The following is a 15,662-nucleotide window of genomic DNA, read 5'->3' on the forward strand; positions in this document are numbered from 1 at the left end:
TTACGTGGTTCCTGGTCCGCCGCCGACGGCGGCATCGCTCCCGGTGATGTTTTCTCCCCCGTCTTTCTCCTCCGAACCCTCAGGAAGCCGCAATTCCCCCACATCGTTAAGCCTGAGAACAAAGGGACGCAAGGGGGTATAACGAATGATCGTTACGGAGGCCGGATCAGCAGTTATGCGCTGAAACTGATCGAGGTGGAGCCCGAGAGCGTCGGCCACGATCGCCTTGATGACGTCACCGTGCGTGCAGGCCAGGTAGACGCCTTTCTCCCCGACCCGCTCGTTCCAGTCACGCACCGCGGCCACCGCGCGGTGCTGCACGTCGGCCAGCGCCTCTCCCCCGGGGAAGACCGCCGCGCTCGGGTGGGACTGGACGACCTGCCACAGGGGCTCCTTGGCCAGCTCCTTCAGCGGGCGTCCCGTCCATTCGCCGTAGCCGCACTCGCCGAACCTGTCGTCGGTCTGGATCTCCAGGTCCCTCGCGTCCGCCACGGCCTGGGCGGTCTCCTGGCAGCGATCGAGCGGGCTCGAGACGATGGCGTCCAACCGTACCGCGGCCAGCCGCTCGGCCAGCGCCTTGGCCTGCGCGCCTCCGGCGTCGCTGAGATGAACGTCAGGGGTCCAGCCGGCGAGGACGGGACCGGTCAGAGCGGTGAGGCCGTGTCTGGCCAGGAGGACGGTCGCCATGAGACAAGTCTTGCAGGCGTCGATCACGTTTCTTTGCCTGGGCTGACGGTAGCCTGGCCGAATTCCTGGCCGAGATCGACAGATGGGAGCGCCAGAGCTTCATGGAACAACGCTATGTCGGTCGGAGCGGCCTTTCGGTGTCCCGTCTCGGCCTCGGCACGATGACGTGGGGCAGGGACACCGACGCCGAGGACGCGGCCGCTCAGCTGCGCACCTTCGCCGAGGTCGGCGGCAACCTGATCGACACGGCCGACGTCTACACGGGCGGCGACGCCGAGCGGCTGCTCGGGCGGCTGCTCAGGGACGCGGTGCCGCGTTCGGAACTGGTCATCTCCACCAAGGCCGTGCTCACGCCGGCCGCGCGGCGTCCGCGCGACGCCTCGCGGCGCCATCTCATCGCCGCCATCGACGCCTCCCTCGCCCGGCTCGGCGTCGACTACGTCGACCTATGGCAGTTGCACACCTACGACCCCGAGGTCCCGCTGGACGAGACGCTGGCGGCCCTCGACGCGATCGTCGCCTCCGGCAGGGCGGTCTACGCGGGCGTGTGCGACTACGCCGGCTGGCAGCTGGCCGCCGCCGCCGTGACGCAGCGCGCCACCCCCGGCCGGATCCCGATCACCGCGGCGCAGGTGGAGTACTCGCTGCTGGCCCGCGACCCCGAGCGCGAGGTGCTGCCCGCGGCCGACCACGTGGGCGCGGGAGTGCTGGCCTGGTCGCCGCTCGGCAGGGGCGTGCTGACGGGCAAGTACCGCACCGGCGTCCCGGCCGACTCTCGAGCGGCCACGCCGCACTTCGCCGACTTCGTCCGCCCCTACCTGGACGAGCGCTGCCGCAGGGTGGTGGAGTCGGTCACGACGGCCGCGGAGGGGCTGGGCGTCTCCCCGCTGTCGGTCGCCCTGTCGTGGGTGCGCGACCAGCCGGGAGTCTCCTCGGCGATCGTCGGCGCCCGCACCCACGCTCAGCTGAGCGGCATCCTGCTGTCGGAGGACGTGGTGCTGCCGCGCGAGATCCGCGAGGCGCTCGACGACGTCTCCTCCGTCGACTGAGCGCCGCGCGGGCCCGGTAATACGGGCGTGCGCCGAGACGATCAACGTGAGTAGGCTGATCGTCTCCATAGCGCATCGGGGGCCGACAGAACGAGAGTCACCCTCGCGTATCACTAGTCGATATCGAATCGTAACTTTGCGTGGAAATCGGCTCCGACTCCACAAAGCTATCCATCGGGCGAACAACACAGGAGGGGTAGATGGGCGTAGGACGCCGCAGAACCGCGGTCTCGGCCGGCCTCCTCGCGCTGGCGCTGGCCGCGCTCCCGATGAGTGCGGGGTCCGCCGCGGCGCAGGCGCGCGACTGCGAGCGCGGCGGCGGGCTGCTGTCCGGCGTGACCAACGGGGTGTGCGACCTGGTCGACGGCGTCACCGACGCGGTCGACGGCGTCACGGGCAACGCGCTCAGCCCGGTGACCGAGGGCGTGGACAAGGCCGCGGGCACCGTCCTGGCCCCCGTGGGCGAGGTCGCGCCCACCGACAAGCCCGCGCCCGCCTCCACCCGCTCCCCCGGCGGCCAGCGTGACGAGCGGCCACCGGCCGGCGACGGCGGCCTGGTGTCGAGCACGCTGGAGGACGTCTGCCTGCCGGCCCTGGCCTGCGAAGGCGAGGGCGTGCTGAGCCCGGTCGGCGAGCCGGCGCCCCGGCCCTCGGCCGCGCCGAAGGCCACCTCCGGCCCCTCGCCCTCGCCGAGCGCCCCGCCCGCCAAGCGGCGCAAGGACTCCAAGACGCTGCCCGTCGAGCCGGCAACCCCGCCCATGAGCAGGCCCCAGCTCATGCAGAGCACCGACGAGGTCGTCACGGCCGAGCCCGAGCCCGCGCCCGTCGACCCCGACGATCCCCGGGTGGAACTGCTGTGGCCAGGCCCGTTCTCCGAGAAGCTGTCCGACCACATCGGCGGCCGGGTCGTACGGCCGACCGAGCCCGACTCCGACGTGCTCGGAACGGCGCTGACGGCCGTGCTGCTGGCCTCGGCGGTGCTGGCGGCCAGGGTGATGCAGTCGCGCCGCGGCCGTGACGACCGCGGCGAGTCGATCCCGTTCGAGCCGGTGCGCGTGAGCGGCGGCCGCCACCGCCTGGCCTGACCGCGCGAGGCGGCGGCCACCGATGATCCGGTGGCCGCCACGCCCGCCGTGACGGACGGGACCACACGCCGGAGACTACGCGCGGGAACCTAGACGCCCATGGCGTGGACGCCGCCGTCGACGTGGACGATCTCGCCGGTGGTGGCGGGGAACCAGTCGGACATCAGCGCCACACACGCCTTGGCGGCCACCTCGGTGTCGGCCAGGTCCCAGCCGAGCGGCGCCTTCTCCGGCCAGCTGTCCTCGAACTCCTTGAAGCCGGGGATGGACTTGGCGGCCATCGTGCGCAGCGGCCCCGCGGCCACCAGGTTCACCCTGATGCCCTGCTTGCCGAGGTCGCGGGCCAGGTAGCGGTTCGCCGACTCCAGGCCCGCCTTGGCCACGCCCATCCAGTCGTAGACCGGCCACGCCTTGCTGGCGTCGAAGTCGAGGCCGACGACGGAGCCGCCCTCCTTCATCAGCGGCAGGCAGGCCACCGCGAGCGACTTGTAGGAGTAGGTGGAGATGTGCAGCGCGGTGGCGACGTCCTCCCACGTGGTGTTGAGGAAGTTGCCGCCGAGCGCGGTCTGCGGGGCGAAGCCGATGGAGTGGACGACGCCGTCGAGGCCGTCGACGTGCTCGCCGACGCGGGCCGCCAGGGTGTCGAGGTGCTCGTCGTTCTGGACGTCGAGCTCGATCACCGGCGGCGTCTGCGGGAGCCGCTTGGCGATGCGCTCGACCAGCGACAGGCGGCCGAACCCGGTCAGCACGACCGTGGCGCCCTGCTCCTGGGCCAGCTTGGCCACGGAGAAGGCGATGGAGGCGTCGGTGAGGACGCCGGTGACGAGGATGCGCTTGCCTTCGAGGATGCCCATGATCAGTGCCCCATTCCGAGTCCGCCGTCGACGGGGATCACTGCCCCGGTGATGTAGGAGGCGTCGTCGCCGGCCAGGAAGCGGACGACGCGCGCGATCTCCGCGGGCGCCGCCTGGCGGCCCAGCGGGATGTTCTTGACGATCGCCTCGTGGTCGAGGTCGGCGGTCATGTCGGTCTCGACGAAGCCGGGGGCGACGACGTTGACCGTGATGCCGCGCGAGCCGTACTCGCGGGCCAGGGAGCGGCCGAAGCCGATGAGGCCTGCCTTGGAGGCGGCGTAGTTGGCCTGTCCCGCCTGGCCGGACATCGCGACGACGGAGGAGATGAGGATGATGCGGCCGCGCTTGAGCTTCATCATGGGCCTGATCGCGCGCTTGGCGACCCGGTAGGCGCCGGTGAGGTTGGCGTCGATGACGTCGGTGAAGGTGTCCTCCTTCATCATCGCCAGCAGGGTGTCCTTGGTGATGCCCGCGTTCGAGACGAGCACCTCGACGGGGCCCTGCTCGGCCTCCACCTTGGCGAAGGCGGCCTCGACGTCCTCCGAGCTGGTCACGTCGCAGCGGACGCCGAACAGCCCCTCGGGCGGCTCCCCTGATCGGTAGGTGACGGCGACGTTGTCGCCTGCCGCGGCCAGTTCGCGGGCGATCGCGAGGCCGATGCCGCGATTGCCTCCGGTGACGAGTACAGAGCGTGCCATGAGACCTGACGCTATCTCTTACCGGCCGGTATCCCGTTGTCCGGGAGGCACAAGATCACAGGGCTAGGATCGTTGACATGCGCCAGATCGATGCCGATTTCCTCGCCCTGCCGCTCAGGCAGCTCGCGGACGCCGCACTTCAGCGCGCCCGCGACCTCGGCGCCTCCCACGCCGACTTCAGGCTGGAGCGCGTGCGAGCCGAGTCCCTCTCCCTCTACGACGCGCGGCTCGAGGGGGCCGTGGACGCCGACGATCTCGGCTACGCCGTACGGGTGGTCAAGAACGGCACGTGGGGCTTCGCCGCGGGCCTGATTCTCACCCCCGAGGCGGCCGCGGACGTCGCGGCGCAGGCCGTCAAGGTCGCGGAGGTGAGCGCCCCGATCAACAGGGAGCCCATCGAGCTGGCGCCCGAGCCGGTCCACGGCGAGATCACCTGGGTCTCCGCCTACGAGATCGACCCGTTCGCGGTGCCGCAGAAGGAGAAGGTGGCGCTGCTGGCCGACTGGTCGGCGGGACTGCTGAAGGGCGCCGACCACGTCAGCGCCAGGCTCCTGCAGGTGAAGGAGCAGAAGTTCTACGCCGACACCGCCGGCACGGTCACCACCCAGCAGCGCGTGCGGCTGCATCCCGAGCTCAACGCGATGAAGGCCTCCGCGGGCGGGTTCGACGACATGTCGACGATCGCGCCGCCCGTCGGCCGCGGCTACGAGTACCTCACCGACGGCTCCTACGACTGGCAGTCCGAGCTGGCCGCGCTTCCCGAGCTGCTGGCCGAGAAGCTGGCCGCGCCCTCGGTCGAGGCGGGCGACCACGATCTGGTGATCCACCCGTCCAACCTGTGGCTGACGATCCACGAGTCGATCGGCCACGCCACCGAGCTCGACCGCGCCCTCGGCTACGAGGCGGCCTACGCCGGCACCAGCTTCGCCACCTTCGACCAGCTCGGCTCGCTCGTCTACGGCTCGCCGGTCATGAACGTCACCGGCGACCGCACGGTCGAGCACGGCCTGTCGACGATCGGCTACGACGACGAGGGCGTGGCCACGCGAGAGTTCGACATCGTCAAGGACGGCATCCTGGTCGGCTACCAGCTCGACCGCAGGATGGCGCTGATGAAGGGCCTGGGCGCGAGCAACGGCTGCGCCTTCGCCGACGCGCCCGGCCACATGCCGATCCAGCGCATGGCCAACGTCTCGCTCAAGCCGGATCCCGCGGGCCCCTCGACCGAGGAGCTGATCGGCCGCGTCGAGCGCGGCCTGTACATCGTCGGCGACAAGAGCTGGTCGATCGACATGCAGCGCTACAACTTCCAGTTCACCGGGCAGCGGGCCTTCCGCATCGAGAACGGCGCCCTCGCGGGCCAGGTGCGCGACTTCGCCTACCAGGCGACCACGACGGACTTCTGGGGCTCGATGGAGGCCGTGGGCGGGCCGCAGACCTACGTGCTCGGCGGCGCCTTCAACTGCGGCAAGGGCCAGCCCGGCCAGGTCGCCCCGGTCAGCCACGGCTGCCCCTCGGCGCTGTTCCGCGGCGTCAGGATCCTCAACACCGTCCAGGAGGGTGGAAAGTGACGTCTCCTCAGGAAATGGTCGAGAGGGCGCTGGAGCTCTCACAGGCCGACGACTGCGTCGTGATCGCGGACGAGGGCTCGACGGCCAACCTGCGCTTCGCGGGCAACACGCTGACCACCAACGGCGTCGCCAGGTCGTCGCAGCTGACCGTGATCTCGATCGTGGGCGCGGGCGTCGGCGTGGTCTCCCGCGCCGCGGTACGGCCCGAGCAGCTCGCCGAGGTGGTCGCCGCGGCCGACGAGGCGGCGCGCGAGGCCCAGCCGGCCGAGGACGCCAGGCCGCTGCTCGAGGGCGCGGGGTCGAGCGCCGCCTGGGCCGAGCCCGTGCTGCCCACCTCGATCGGCGTGTTCGGCGACTTCGCGCCGGCGCTCGGCGAGACGTTCGCCGCGGCCGAGGCGGGCGGCAGGAAGCTGTACGGCTTCGCCGAGCACACGCTGACGACGTCGTTCGTCGGCTCGTCGAAGGGCCTGCGGCTGCGCCACGACCAGCCGACGGGCCGCCTGGAGCTGAACGCCAAGTCGGCCGACCTCAAGCGCTCGGCCTGGACGGGCGTGGCCACCCGCGACTTCTCCGACGTCGACGTGGCCGCGCTCGACTCCACGCTCGCCCAGCGCCTCGAGTGGGCGAAGAACCGGATCGACCTGCCCGCGGGCCGGTACGAGACGTTGCTGCCGCCGAGCGCGGTCGCCGACCTGATGATCTACATGTTCTGGTCGGCGGGCGCCCGCGACGCGCTCGACGGCCGCACGGTCTTCTCCAAGGCCGGCGGCGGCACCCGCGTCGGCGAGCGGCTGTCCCAGCTGCCCATCACGCTGAGCAGCGACCCCGCCGCCCCCGGCGTGCAGTGCGCGCCGTTCGTGACCGCGCACGCGGCCAGCCGCCGCAGTTCGGTCTTCGACAACGGACTGCCGCTCGCGGCGACCGACTGGGTGAGGGACGGCACGCTGTCGGCTCTGCTGCAGACCCGGTACTCGGCGGAGCTGAGCGGCCTGCCCGTGACCCCCGCGATCGACAACCTGATCATGCGGGGTGGCGAGGGTGGCAGGTCGCTGGAGGAGATGATCGCCTCGACCGAGCGTGGGCTGCTGGTGACCTGCCTGTGGTACATCCGCGAGGTCGACCCGCAGACACTGCTGCTGACCGGCCTGACCCGTGACGGCGTCTACCTGGTCGAGCACGGCGAAGTGGTCGGCGAGGTGAACAACTTCAGGTTCAACGAGAGCCCCGTCGACCTGCTCGGCCGGCTGACCGAGGTCGGCGAGAGCCGGCAGACGCTGCCGCGTGAGTGGAACGACTACTTCAGCCGCACGATCATGCCGCCGGTCAGGGTGCCGGACTTCAACATGTCGACGGTCAGCCAGGCGAACTGACCGTTCGCCCGGCCTTCGGTCCGCCCGCGGGGCTCAGCCCTGCGGGCGGGCGATCGACAGCGTGTGCACCTTCCCCCAGCGCTTGGCCGTGACCAGCCTGGCCGTACCGGCCTTCAGGTCGTAGACCACCGACCAGCGGGTGTGGCTCTGGGCGACGCTCTTCAGCAGGTCGAGGCCGTCGGCCGGGGAGTCGATGGTCCTGGAGAGGATCTTGTACCGGTCGTCGGGCGTGCCGCTGACGACGCTCCAGTTGGTCAGCACGCGGTCCTTGCTGACGTTCATCCTGCCCTTGCCGAACTCGACCACGGCGGAGGCGCCGCTCCTGTCGGCGATCAGGTAGTGCACCTGGGGCCCGCCGCTGAAGTCGATGTTGTAGCCGCGCATCAGCGCCACCGCCTCGTCCACGGTGGCCGCCCTGTCGAGCAGCACCCGCATGATGCGCACGCTGGAGAGCGTGGGTTTGCCCTTCATGGGGGCCGGCAGGTCGGCGTTGGGCGTCGACGCCATGCCGACCGCCAGCCCCTTCTCGTTCATGCCGTCGAAGGGGGCGAGCACGGCGTGGCCGAGCCTGCGCCGCTGGCCGGGATCGCTCAGGTTCGCGGGACCCGTCTTGCCGAGCAGGTAGACGGCGTCGACGACCGACAGCGACGCGTAGCCGTCCGGCGGGTCGGCGCGCACGACGATCGCCGGGTCGGGGTCCCAGTCGAAGTTGCGGCCGAACTCCGTGCCGCGGTGGTACAGCGAGCACGCCCAGCCCTCGGCCTTGCGGGCGAGCTCGTCCTCGGTGAGCGGCGCCTCGGCGTCGTAGCCGCCGTAGAAGGTCATCTCGTACATCGGCAGGTCGTCGAGCTGCCTGATGCCGGCGCTGGTGCGGGCGACCTCGTCGGCCGTCTGCCGCAGGACGGGCCTGGAAGCGGCCTGCACGGGCTCGGCCGGCGCGGTCTCGGTGTCCGCCCTGGCGGCCGGGTCCTGCGCGGCCGGCTCCTGCCCGCCTGAACACGCGGCCACCAGCGGTACGGCCAGCGCCAGAGCGGCCAGCGCTCTGCGTAACGCCCGCGGCCGGGCGCCGAGGAGCGGTGTCATCACATGATCCCTTCGCCGAGCCCCGTTGGTACCGGAGTATGCCCCGAGGGCCCGGCGAAGTCACGTCCCGCACGGAACGGCGACAGAGATCAGGCGTCCTCCAGCCTGAAGCCGACCTTCATGCCCACCTGGTAGTGGGCGATCTCCCCTTGGTCGATGTGCCCGCGGATCTCCGTGACCTCGAACCAGTCGAGGTGACGCAGCGTCTCCGAGGCCCTGCGGATGCCGTTGCGGATGGCGTGGTCGAGGCTCTCCCCCGAAGTGCCGACTATCTCGGTCACCCGGTACGTTCGATCCGACATAGCTGCTCCTCCCTTACCTGAAAGCCATGATCGCATGACCGGCCGTACCGTCCATGGGGCTCATCGCGCCCGCGCCGTCCGAGGTCTACGGTGGAAGACGTGAGGGGTTGGCGGCGCAAGAAGGACGTGCACCGGGTGACCGACGCCCGGCCGTCCCTCAGCGCGGACATCAACCGCCGGGAGAAGATCTATCTCATCCAGATGGGCATCCGCACGATCTGCCTGATCCTGGCGGTCGTGGTGCCGGTGCCGTGGCCGTACCGGCTGCTGTTCATCGCGGGCGCGATCTTTTTGCCATACATAGCCGTTATCGGCGCCAATGAGCGAGGAAGAGATGCCCCGCCTCCGACCTTTTCCACCCCTGCTCCTGACCAAGACGAGATACCGCATCACCGACGCGAGATCGGGTCGTGACTAAGTCTTGACGCATCCCACGGGTTGTAGGTGTACGCTTTAGCCAAGCGCTCCGGTCCCCCGTCGGAGTGCTGGTGCCGGCGTTCCGGGCCCCCGTCGGAACGCCGATGAAGCGATGCCGGGTGGTTTGCCCCCGTAACCACCCGGCATCGCCCTTTTCTCCCTTAATTTCGTTCCGGCCCGCCGGTCGGATAGGCGTGCTTTCCCAAAATCGTTTGCCGGCGGGTTCACAGGAAATCTTCAGCTTGACCCTGATCTTCAGTCGTCGGTCAAGGTCTCTGTCGTGGCACGTTCCCAGTTACGGGCCAGTCTTGTGAGGCGTTCGACGGCGTCGCCGGGCGCCGTTCCCGCGCCCTGTGCGAGGCCGAGCAGATAGGCGGTGAGGGGGGCGGCGGGCCGGGCGACGCCGTGGGCGACCTCCTTCGTCAACTCCAGGATGAGGTCCCTGTCGACCCTGGCGGGGTCGACACCCAGTTCCTTGCAGGCCAGCGCGGTCCACTCGGCCAACACGTTCATCTGTGCCACCTTTCTGAGATCGTCCATAGTGTCGCAGTCGAGCCAGGGAGTGCCCGGCAGGCGCAGCCGTACAGGGTCGAGGGGGGCGAGCAGGCCGTGCAGGGAACGGCCCTCGTACCCGTCGAGCGCCGCGCGCAGCGGGGCGGCGCGCCAGACCCCGGCCAGCCACTGCTCACGCCCGCCGTCGTCGAGCAGCACCGCGCCGGCCCGCTGCCCGCGTTCCTCCCGGGCGGCGGCCTCCAGCAGGGCCTTCACGTGTTCGGGCGCCATGAGCGGCAGGTCGCCCGCGAGCAGCGCCACCCACGGGGCCCGCACCAGCGCCAGGCCCGCCCGCAGCGCGGGGACGGGTCCGCCGCCCACCGGTTCCTCACGGGTGAAGACCGCGCGGGGAAGATCACGCGGGGGGCCCACCACGACCAGGCGGCCGGCGTCCGGCACGGCGGCGGCGACCCGCTCCAAAAGAGTCCTGCCGCCGAGGCGAAGCCCCGGCTTGTCCCTGCCACCCATCCTGCTGGCCGCGCCGCCCGCGAGAATGATCGCGTCATGCCCCATGTGTCACACCGTACGGTGTTCACCGGGATGATCACACGGGTCCACGGCGGCCCGTCCCTGGCGGCGGGTCCCGGCGGGGCGGGTCGAGCCGACCCTCCCGGCCGGCGGCGACTGGTGATCGCACGGTAGCGTGCACGCGTTCGGCGGGCTCCGCCCAGCGCGCGTGCGGCGCGGCGACGAACTCCGTCGGCGTGGCGGCGCTCTCGACGACGTTCGAGCCGGCCTCGCTGGGGAGGGTGGAGAGCTTCTCGTTTCGCGGTTGCGCCGACGGTACCGGCGCGTGTGGCGCGCCGCCGCCTCGTGAAGGGCTGGCCGTCCACAGCCGACGATGAGGGAAAGGGGAGTGCCCGCTCCTTTCCACTCTCAACGTATAGCGCACCGGGGGGCTTGCGGCAAGACCCGGGTCATGCCGCAGAATCGTCGGCCGAAGGCCAGAAGCTGCGGAAACGGGGATGCGAAGTGCGCGTGTTGTTGGTGTCGTACGGGTCGCGCGGGGACGTCGAACCCATGGTGGGTCTCGCGATGCGGTTGCGGGCGCTGGGCGCGGAGGTGCGGATGTGCGCGCCGCCTGACTTCGCGGAGCTGTTGGACGGTTTCGGCCTCCCGCTGGCGCCGCTCGGCCGGTCGGTGCGCGAGATGACGACCGGGGCGGTGACCGGGACGAAGCCGCGGCCGGCGGCGAGCCTGCCCCAGCGGGCGGCCCAGATGGTCGCGGCGACGTACGAAGCGGTCGCCGAGGTGGCCGAGGGATGTGATGCGGTGGTGGCGACCGGCTTGATCCCGGCCGCGGCCGCCTCGCGGTCGGTGGCCGAGAAGCTGGGCATCCCCTACGTGTTCGCGGCCTACTTTCCCACCTACCTGCCGTCGCCGCACCACCCGCCGCTCGCGTGGCCGGGCCGGCCGCTCCCACCGGACGTGACCGACAACCGGGTGCTGTGGGAGCTGAACACCGAGAACATGAACGCGCTGTACGGCGAGGCGATCAACACCCACCGGGCGTCGATCGGGCTGCCCCCGGTGGACGACGTCCGCGACCACGTCTTCACCGACCACCCGTGGCTGGCGGCGGACCCGACCCTGGGCCCGTGGCGACAGCCGGCGGACCTCGACGTGGTGCAGACCGGCGCGTGGGTCCGGCCGGACGATCGCCCGCTCCCTGCCGATCTGGAGGCGTTCCTGGACGCCGGCGAACCACCGGTGTACGTGGGCTTCGGCAGCATGCCCATGCGCGACTCGCAGGACGTCGCCAGGGCGGCCGTCGAGGCGGTCCGCGCGCAGGGCCGCCGCGCGCTCCTGTCCAGCGGCTGGGCCGACCTGGCCCTGATCGACGACAGGGACGACTGCTTCACCGTCGGCGAGGTCAACCAGCAGGCGCTGTTCCGCAGGGTGGCCGCCGTCGTCCACCACGGCGGCGCGGGCACCACGACGACGGCCGCCCTGGCCGGCGCGCCGCAGGTCGTGGTCCCCCAGATGGCGGACCAGCCGTACTGGGCCTGCCGGGTGGCCGAACTGGGCATCGGCGCGGCACACGACGGTCCGACTCCGAGCGCCGAGTCCCTGTCGGGCGCGCTCAGGACGGCCCTGACCCCCGAGACCCGCGCACGAGCGGCCGCCGTGGCCGGCACGATCCGCGTCGACGGAGCCACGGTGGCCGCGACGCTGCTGGTCGACGCGATCAGCCGAGAAAGGCCGCCCGTGTCCGCGTGAACCACGCGGGACAGTCGAGCCAGGACCCAGAACACGAGTACGTGCAAGCTCTGGCGACCTGAACCGGCGACGGCCACGGGGTCCATGTCTCGTCATGGCTCCCAGGTTCGTCACGCCGGTCCAGGCGCCTTGCCGCGCGCGTCATGGTCGCAAGCGACCGCAGATCGGAGCCAATGACGTGAACCCCTTGACCACCAGCGCGTTCGACCTTCCCGACAACCTCGCGCCCAAGGCCGACCCGGCGCTGATCGCCGGCGACGAGCAGCACTTCGCGGCCATCGCGGCGAGCCTCGAGCAGTCGATCGCCGAGCTGTCCGACCGCCTCGACGCCGAGCGCAGGGCCCCGGGCGGCAAAGGCAGGCAGGCGATGGACCGGGACCTGGAGGTCCACCGGCTGACCGGTCGCCTGCGCGCCCTGCGTCGCTTCGGTTTGGACCTGTGCCTCGGGCACATCGTCAGCGCCGACGACCCCGAGCCCGTGTACATCGGACGACTCGGCCTCACCGACAGCACGGGTCGTCGGCTGCTGCTCGACTGGCGCTCCCCCGCTGCCGAGCCGTTCTTCGGAGCCACCCACGCCAACCCGATGGGCCTGGCAAGCCGCCGCAGGTATCGCTGGACCCGCGGCCGGATCAGCGACTACTGGGACGAGGTGTTCACCTCGGACGGGTTCGAAGGGCACGCCGCGCTCGACGACCAGTCCGCCTTCATCGCCAGCCTGGGCACCCATCGGTCACCCCGGATGCGAGACGTGCTGGGCACCATCCAGGCCGACCAGGACGCCATCATCCGCGCGGGATCCCGCGGCGCTCTCGTCGTCGACGGCGGTCCTGGAACGGGCAAGACCGTCGTCGCCCTGCACCGCTCCGCTTACCTCCTCTACTCCGACCCTCGCCTCGGTCACCGCCGGGGCGGCGTGCTGTTCGTCGGCCCGCACCAGCCGTACCTGGCCTACGTCGCCGACGTCCTGCCCAGCCTCGGGGAGGAGGGGGTGCAGACCTGCACCCTGCGGGACCTCGTCGCCGAAGGAGCCGCGGCGGCGATCGAGACCGACCCGGACGTGGCCCGCCTGAAGTCGTCCGCGAACCTGGTGAAGGCGATCGAGCCGGCCGTCAGGTTCTACGAGAACCCGCCCACCAAGGGGATGACGGTCACGACCCACTGGTCCGACATCTGGCTGAGCGCCGACGACTGGGCCGAGGCGTTCGAAGCAGCGGAACCCGGTACTCCGCACAACGAGGCACGCGACCAGATCTGGGAGGAGCTGCTCACGATCCTGGCGGACAAGCACGACGGCGACGCGCCGGAGAACCTGCTGCGCAAGTCGCTGCTGCAGAACAGGGAGCTGCTGACGACGTTCAACCGCGCGTGGCCGCTGATCGAGGCGGCCGACCTCGTCGGAGACCTGTGGTCGGTGCCCGCCTACCTGCGGATGTGCGCTCCCTGGCTCAGCCCCGACGAGATTCGCAAGCTGCAGCGCGAGGACGCCCAGGCCTGGACGGTCTCCGACCTGCCGCTGCTGGACGCGGCGCGGCAACGGCTCGGCGATCCCGAGGCGTCACGACGCAAGCGCCGACAGGAAGCCGCTCTCGCCGCCCAGCGCGAGCGCATGGCCGAGGTCGTCGACAACCTGATCGAGGCCGACGACGACGGCGAAGGCCTCGTGACGCAGCTGCGCCGAGCAGACTTCCAGCGAAATCTGGTCGACGAGTCCGAGCTGCCCACCATCGACTCGGACCTGCTCGCCGGCCCGTTCGCGCACATCGTCGTGGACGAGGCCCAGGAGCTGACCGACGCGGAGTGGCAGATGTTGCTGCTGCGGTGCCCGTCACGGAGCTTCACCATCGTGGGGGATCGTGCCCAGGCCAGGCACGGGTTCACGGAGTCGTGGCAGGAACGGCTGGAGCGGGTCGGGCTCGACCGGATCAACCTGGCCTCCCTGAGCGTCAACTACCGCACGCCGGAAGCGATCATGGCGGAAGCCGAGCCGGTCATCAGGGCCGTGCTCCCGGACGCCAACGTGCCGACCTCCATCCGCGCCGGCGACGTGCCCGTCGTCCACGGATCCGCCTCGGAGCTCGACTCGATCCTCGACACCTGGCTCGCCGCGCACGCCGACGGGATCGCCTGCGTCATCGGCGATCCCACGTTCCCTGGGACGTCCCGCGTCCGGTCGCTGACCCCGGAGCTGTCGAAGGGGCTCGAGTTCGACCTGGTCGTCCTCATCGATCCGGAGGCGTTCGGCGAGGGTATCGAAGGAGCGGTCGACCGCTATGTCGCGATGACCCGAGCGACCCAGCAACTGGTCATCCTCACGAGCTCCTGACGTCGGCCGAACGCCCGCACCGGGCCGAGTCGGTGGCGTCCCCGGACGCAGGCGCACCGCCGGTGCGGGCGGGCTTCGGCAGGCGGCAGCTGCCCGGCCGGGTGGCCGCCGTCGTGGTGCACGACGACGGCGCAGGTGGCCGCCGTCGTGCACCACGGCTGCGCGGGCACGACGACGGCCGCCCGCGCCTTCGGGCACGGACCGCCCGTCAGGCGAAGGCCGTCCGGACCGCCCGGCACCGACCGCCGGTCAGGCGAAGGCCGCGTGGCCGGTCAGCGCCTTGCCGAGCACCAGGGCGTGGATCTCGGAGGTGCCCTCGTAGGTGAGCACCGACTCCAGGTTCACCGCGTGCCTGATCACCGGATACTCCAGGGTGATCCCGCTGGCGCCCAGGATGGTCCTGCACGTCCTGGCGATCTCCAGCGCCTCGCGCACGTTGTTGAGCTTGCCCGCGCTCACCTGCTCGGGCGTGAGCGTGCCCGCCTCCTTCAGCCGCCCGAGGTGGACGGCCAGCAGCAGCCCCTTGCCCAGCTCGAGCGCCATGTCGGCGAGTTTGCCCTGGGTGAGCTGGAAGGAGGCCAGCGGCCTGGCGAACACCTCGCGCTCGCCCGCGTAGGCGATCGCCGTCTCCAGGCAGTCGAGGGCCGCGCCCATCGCGCCGAACACGATGCCGAACCTGGCCTCGTTCAGGCAGCGCAGCGGCCCCGACAGTCCTCTGGCGCCGGGCAGCATGGCCTCCTGCGGCAGCCGTACGCCGTCGAGGACCAGCTCGCTGGTGACGCTCGCGCGCAGGGAGATCTTGTGCTTGAGGTCCCTGGTGGTGAAGCCGGGCGTGCCCGCGGGGACGAGGAAGCCGCGGATGCCGTCCTCGGTCTGCGCCCACACGACGGCCACGTCGGAGACCGATCCGTTGGTGATCCACATCTTGGTGCCGTTCAGCACCCAGTCGCCGCCGTCGCGCTTGGCGTTGGCGCGCATCCTGGCGGGGTCGGAGCCGAAGTCGGGCTCGGTGAGGCCGAAGCAGCCGATGCGCTCGCCGGCGGCCATGGCAGGCAGCCACTCGTTCTTCTGCTCCTCGCTGCCGTAGCGCCAGATGGCGTACATGGCGAGGGAGCCCTGGACGGAGACGAGGCTGCGCAGCCCCGAGTCGGCGGCCTCGAGCTCCAGGCAGGCCAGCCCGTAGGAGACCGCGCCGAGGCCGGGGCAGCCGTAGCCCTCCAGGTGCATGCCGAGGACGCCGAGTTCGCCGAACGTGCGGGCCAGCTCCCGCGCGGGGATCCTGCCCTCCTCGAACCACTGGGTCAGGTTGGGGCGCAGCTCGCGGTCGCACAGGCGCCTGACGGTGCTCCTGATCTCGCGCTCCTCCTCGGTCAGCAGGCCGTCGACGGCGAACAGGGCGGTGGGGTGCATGGTTCAGCCTTCCGAAGAATTGGATCCAATATTGAATA

At 71.1% G+C, this 15,662-nt stretch carries 14 protein-coding genes; 7 read left to right on the forward strand and 7 right to left on the reverse strand.

What is annotated here, in order from left to right; translation table 11 throughout:
* A complete protein-coding gene (locus ACFSKW_RS03260; RefSeq protein WP_379568912.1) occupies positions 1 to 687 on the reverse strand; it encodes a histidine phosphatase family protein in 687 nt (228 codons plus the stop codon).
* Between the two features lie 101 nt (positions 688 to 788).
* On the opposite strand from ACFSKW_RS03260, the gene ACFSKW_RS03265 reads away from it, so the two are divergent.
* Complete coding sequence (locus tag ACFSKW_RS03265) at positions 789 to 1,736, forward strand: aldo/keto reductase (RefSeq protein WP_379568914.1); 948 nt, start codon at positions 789 to 791, stop codon at positions 1,734 to 1,736.
* 200 nt (positions 1,737 to 1,936) lie between these two features.
* The gene (locus ACFSKW_RS03270; protein WP_379568916.1) at positions 1,937 to 2,821 is read left to right on the forward strand and encodes a hypothetical protein; all 885 of its coding nucleotides are present in this window, start codon (positions 1,937 to 1,939) and stop codon (positions 2,819 to 2,821) included.
* An 89-nt stretch (positions 2,822 to 2,910) separates the two neighbouring features.
* Here the strand turns inward: ACFSKW_RS03270 and fabI are convergent, their stop codons facing one another.
* On the reverse strand, positions 2,911 to 3,675 hold the full coding sequence (gene fabI / locus ACFSKW_RS03275) for an enoyl-ACP reductase FabI (RefSeq protein ID WP_379568918.1): 765 nt from the start codon (positions 3,673 to 3,675) through the stop codon (positions 2,911 to 2,913).
* A 2-nt stretch (positions 3,676 to 3,677) separates the two neighbouring features.
* Entirely contained in the window at positions 3,678 to 4,373 is a 696-nt protein-coding gene (locus ACFSKW_RS03280; RefSeq protein WP_379568920.1) for a beta-ketoacyl-ACP reductase, read from the reverse strand.
* Positions 4,374 to 4,450: 77 nt separating this feature from the next.
* Between ACFSKW_RS03280 and ACFSKW_RS03285 the strand changes: the two genes are divergently transcribed.
* The gene (locus tag ACFSKW_RS03285) at positions 4,451 to 5,944 is read left to right on the forward strand and encodes a TldD/PmbA family protein (RefSeq protein WP_379568922.1); all 1,494 of its coding nucleotides are present in this window, start codon (positions 4,451 to 4,453) and stop codon (positions 5,942 to 5,944) included.
* Positions 5,945 to 5,958: 14 nt separating this feature from the next.
* Entirely contained in the window at positions 5,959 to 7,314 is a 1,356-nt protein-coding gene (locus ACFSKW_RS03290) for a metallopeptidase TldD-related protein (protein ID WP_379568924.1), read from the forward strand.
* 33 nt (positions 7,315 to 7,347) lie between these two features.
* Here the strand turns inward: ACFSKW_RS03290 and ACFSKW_RS03295 are convergent, their stop codons facing one another.
* Together ACFSKW_RS03295 and ACFSKW_RS03300 are read right to left on the reverse strand one after the other, a co-directional pair.
* Entirely contained in the window at positions 7,348 to 8,397 is a 1,050-nt protein-coding gene (locus ACFSKW_RS03295; protein ID WP_379568926.1) for a linear amide C-N hydrolase, read from the reverse strand.
* Between the two features lie 89 nt (positions 8,398 to 8,486).
* Positions 8,487 to 8,699: a dodecin gene (locus ACFSKW_RS03300; protein WP_379568928.1), complete on the reverse strand. Its 213-nt coding sequence runs from the start codon at positions 8,697 to 8,699 to the stop codon at positions 8,487 to 8,489.
* A 90-nt stretch (positions 8,700 to 8,789) separates the two neighbouring features.
* Here ACFSKW_RS03300 and ACFSKW_RS03305 point away from each other — a divergent pair, with 90 nt between their 5' ends.
* Positions 8,790 to 9,113, forward strand: a complete 324-nt coding sequence (locus tag ACFSKW_RS03305) for a DUF3099 domain-containing protein (RefSeq protein ID WP_379568930.1) — start codon at positions 8,790 to 8,792, stop codon at positions 9,111 to 9,113.
* 258 nt (positions 9,114 to 9,371) lie between these two features.
* Here the strand turns inward: ACFSKW_RS03305 and ACFSKW_RS03310 are convergent, their stop codons facing one another.
* Positions 9,372 to 10,181, reverse strand: coding sequence for an NTP transferase domain-containing protein (locus tag ACFSKW_RS03310; RefSeq protein WP_379568932.1), 810 nt, complete (start codon positions 10,179 to 10,181; stop codon positions 9,372 to 9,374).
* A gap of 459 nt (positions 10,182 to 10,640) precedes the next feature.
* On the opposite strand from ACFSKW_RS03310, the gene ACFSKW_RS03315 reads away from it, so the two are divergent.
* Both ACFSKW_RS03315 and helR read left to right on the forward strand, forming a co-directional pair.
* On the forward strand, positions 10,641 to 11,888 hold the full coding sequence (locus tag ACFSKW_RS03315) for a glycosyltransferase (protein WP_379568934.1): 1,248 nt from the start codon (positions 10,641 to 10,643) through the stop codon (positions 11,886 to 11,888).
* 178 nt (positions 11,889 to 12,066) lie between these two features.
* Positions 12,067 to 14,214, forward strand: coding sequence for an RNA polymerase recycling motor ATPase HelR (gene helR / locus ACFSKW_RS03320; protein WP_379568936.1), 2,148 nt, complete (start codon positions 12,067 to 12,069; stop codon positions 14,212 to 14,214).
* Positions 14,215 to 14,463: 249 nt separating this feature from the next.
* Here the strand turns inward: helR and ACFSKW_RS03325 are convergent, their stop codons facing one another.
* Positions 14,464 to 15,624 (reverse strand): acyl-CoA dehydrogenase family protein, encoded by a 1,161-nt coding sequence (locus ACFSKW_RS03325; protein ID WP_379568938.1) that lies wholly within the window; start codon positions 15,622 to 15,624, stop codon positions 14,464 to 14,466.
* Positions 15,625 to 15,662 lie beyond the last annotated feature (38 nt).

It is taken from the genome of Nonomuraea mangrovi, from assembly GCF_042681425.1.
In the GTDB taxonomy this organism is placed as follows: Bacteria; Actinomycetota; Actinomycetes; order Streptosporangiales; family Streptosporangiaceae; genus Nonomuraea; species Nonomuraea mangrovi.

What these genes read in the sequence shown, in the direction of transcription:
- ACFSKW_RS03265 (WP_379568914.1), top strand. Translation starts at nt 789, where the DNA reads ATGGAACAACGCTATGTCGGTCGGAGCGGCCTTTCGGTGTCCCGTCTC.
- ACFSKW_RS03300 (WP_379568928.1), bottom strand. Translation starts at nt 8,699, where the DNA reads ATGTCGGATCGAACGTACCGGGTGACCGAGATAGTCGGCACTTCGGGG.
- ACFSKW_RS03260 (WP_379568912.1), bottom strand. Translation starts at nt 687, where the DNA reads ATGGCGACCGTCCTCCTGGCCAGACACGGCCTCACCGCTCTGACCGGT.
- ACFSKW_RS03325 (WP_379568938.1), bottom strand. Translation starts at nt 15,624, where the DNA reads ATGCACCCCACCGCCCTGTTCGCCGTCGACGGCCTGCTGACCGAGGAG.
- ACFSKW_RS03295 (WP_379568926.1), bottom strand. Translation starts at nt 8,397, where the DNA reads ATGACACCGCTCCTCGGCGCCCGGCCGCGGGCGTTACGCAGAGCGCTG.
- ACFSKW_RS03280 (WP_379568920.1), bottom strand. Translation starts at nt 4,373, where the DNA reads ATGGCACGCTCTGTACTCGTCACCGGAGGCAATCGCGGCATCGGCCTC.
- ACFSKW_RS03290 (WP_379568924.1), top strand. Translation starts at nt 5,959, where the DNA reads ATGGTCGAGAGGGCGCTGGAGCTCTCACAGGCCGACGACTGCGTCGTG.
- ACFSKW_RS03285 (WP_379568922.1), top strand. Translation starts at nt 4,451, where the DNA reads ATGCGCCAGATCGATGCCGATTTCCTCGCCCTGCCGCTCAGGCAGCTC.
- fabI (WP_379568918.1), bottom strand. Translation starts at nt 3,675, where the DNA reads ATGGGCATCCTCGAAGGCAAGCGCATCCTCGTCACCGGCGTCCTCACC.
- ACFSKW_RS03310 (WP_379568932.1), bottom strand. Translation starts at nt 10,181, where the DNA reads ATGGGGCATGACGCGATCATTCTCGCGGGCGGCGCGGCCAGCAGGATG.
- ACFSKW_RS03270 (WP_379568916.1), top strand. Translation starts at nt 1,937, where the DNA reads ATGGGCGTAGGACGCCGCAGAACCGCGGTCTCGGCCGGCCTCCTCGCG.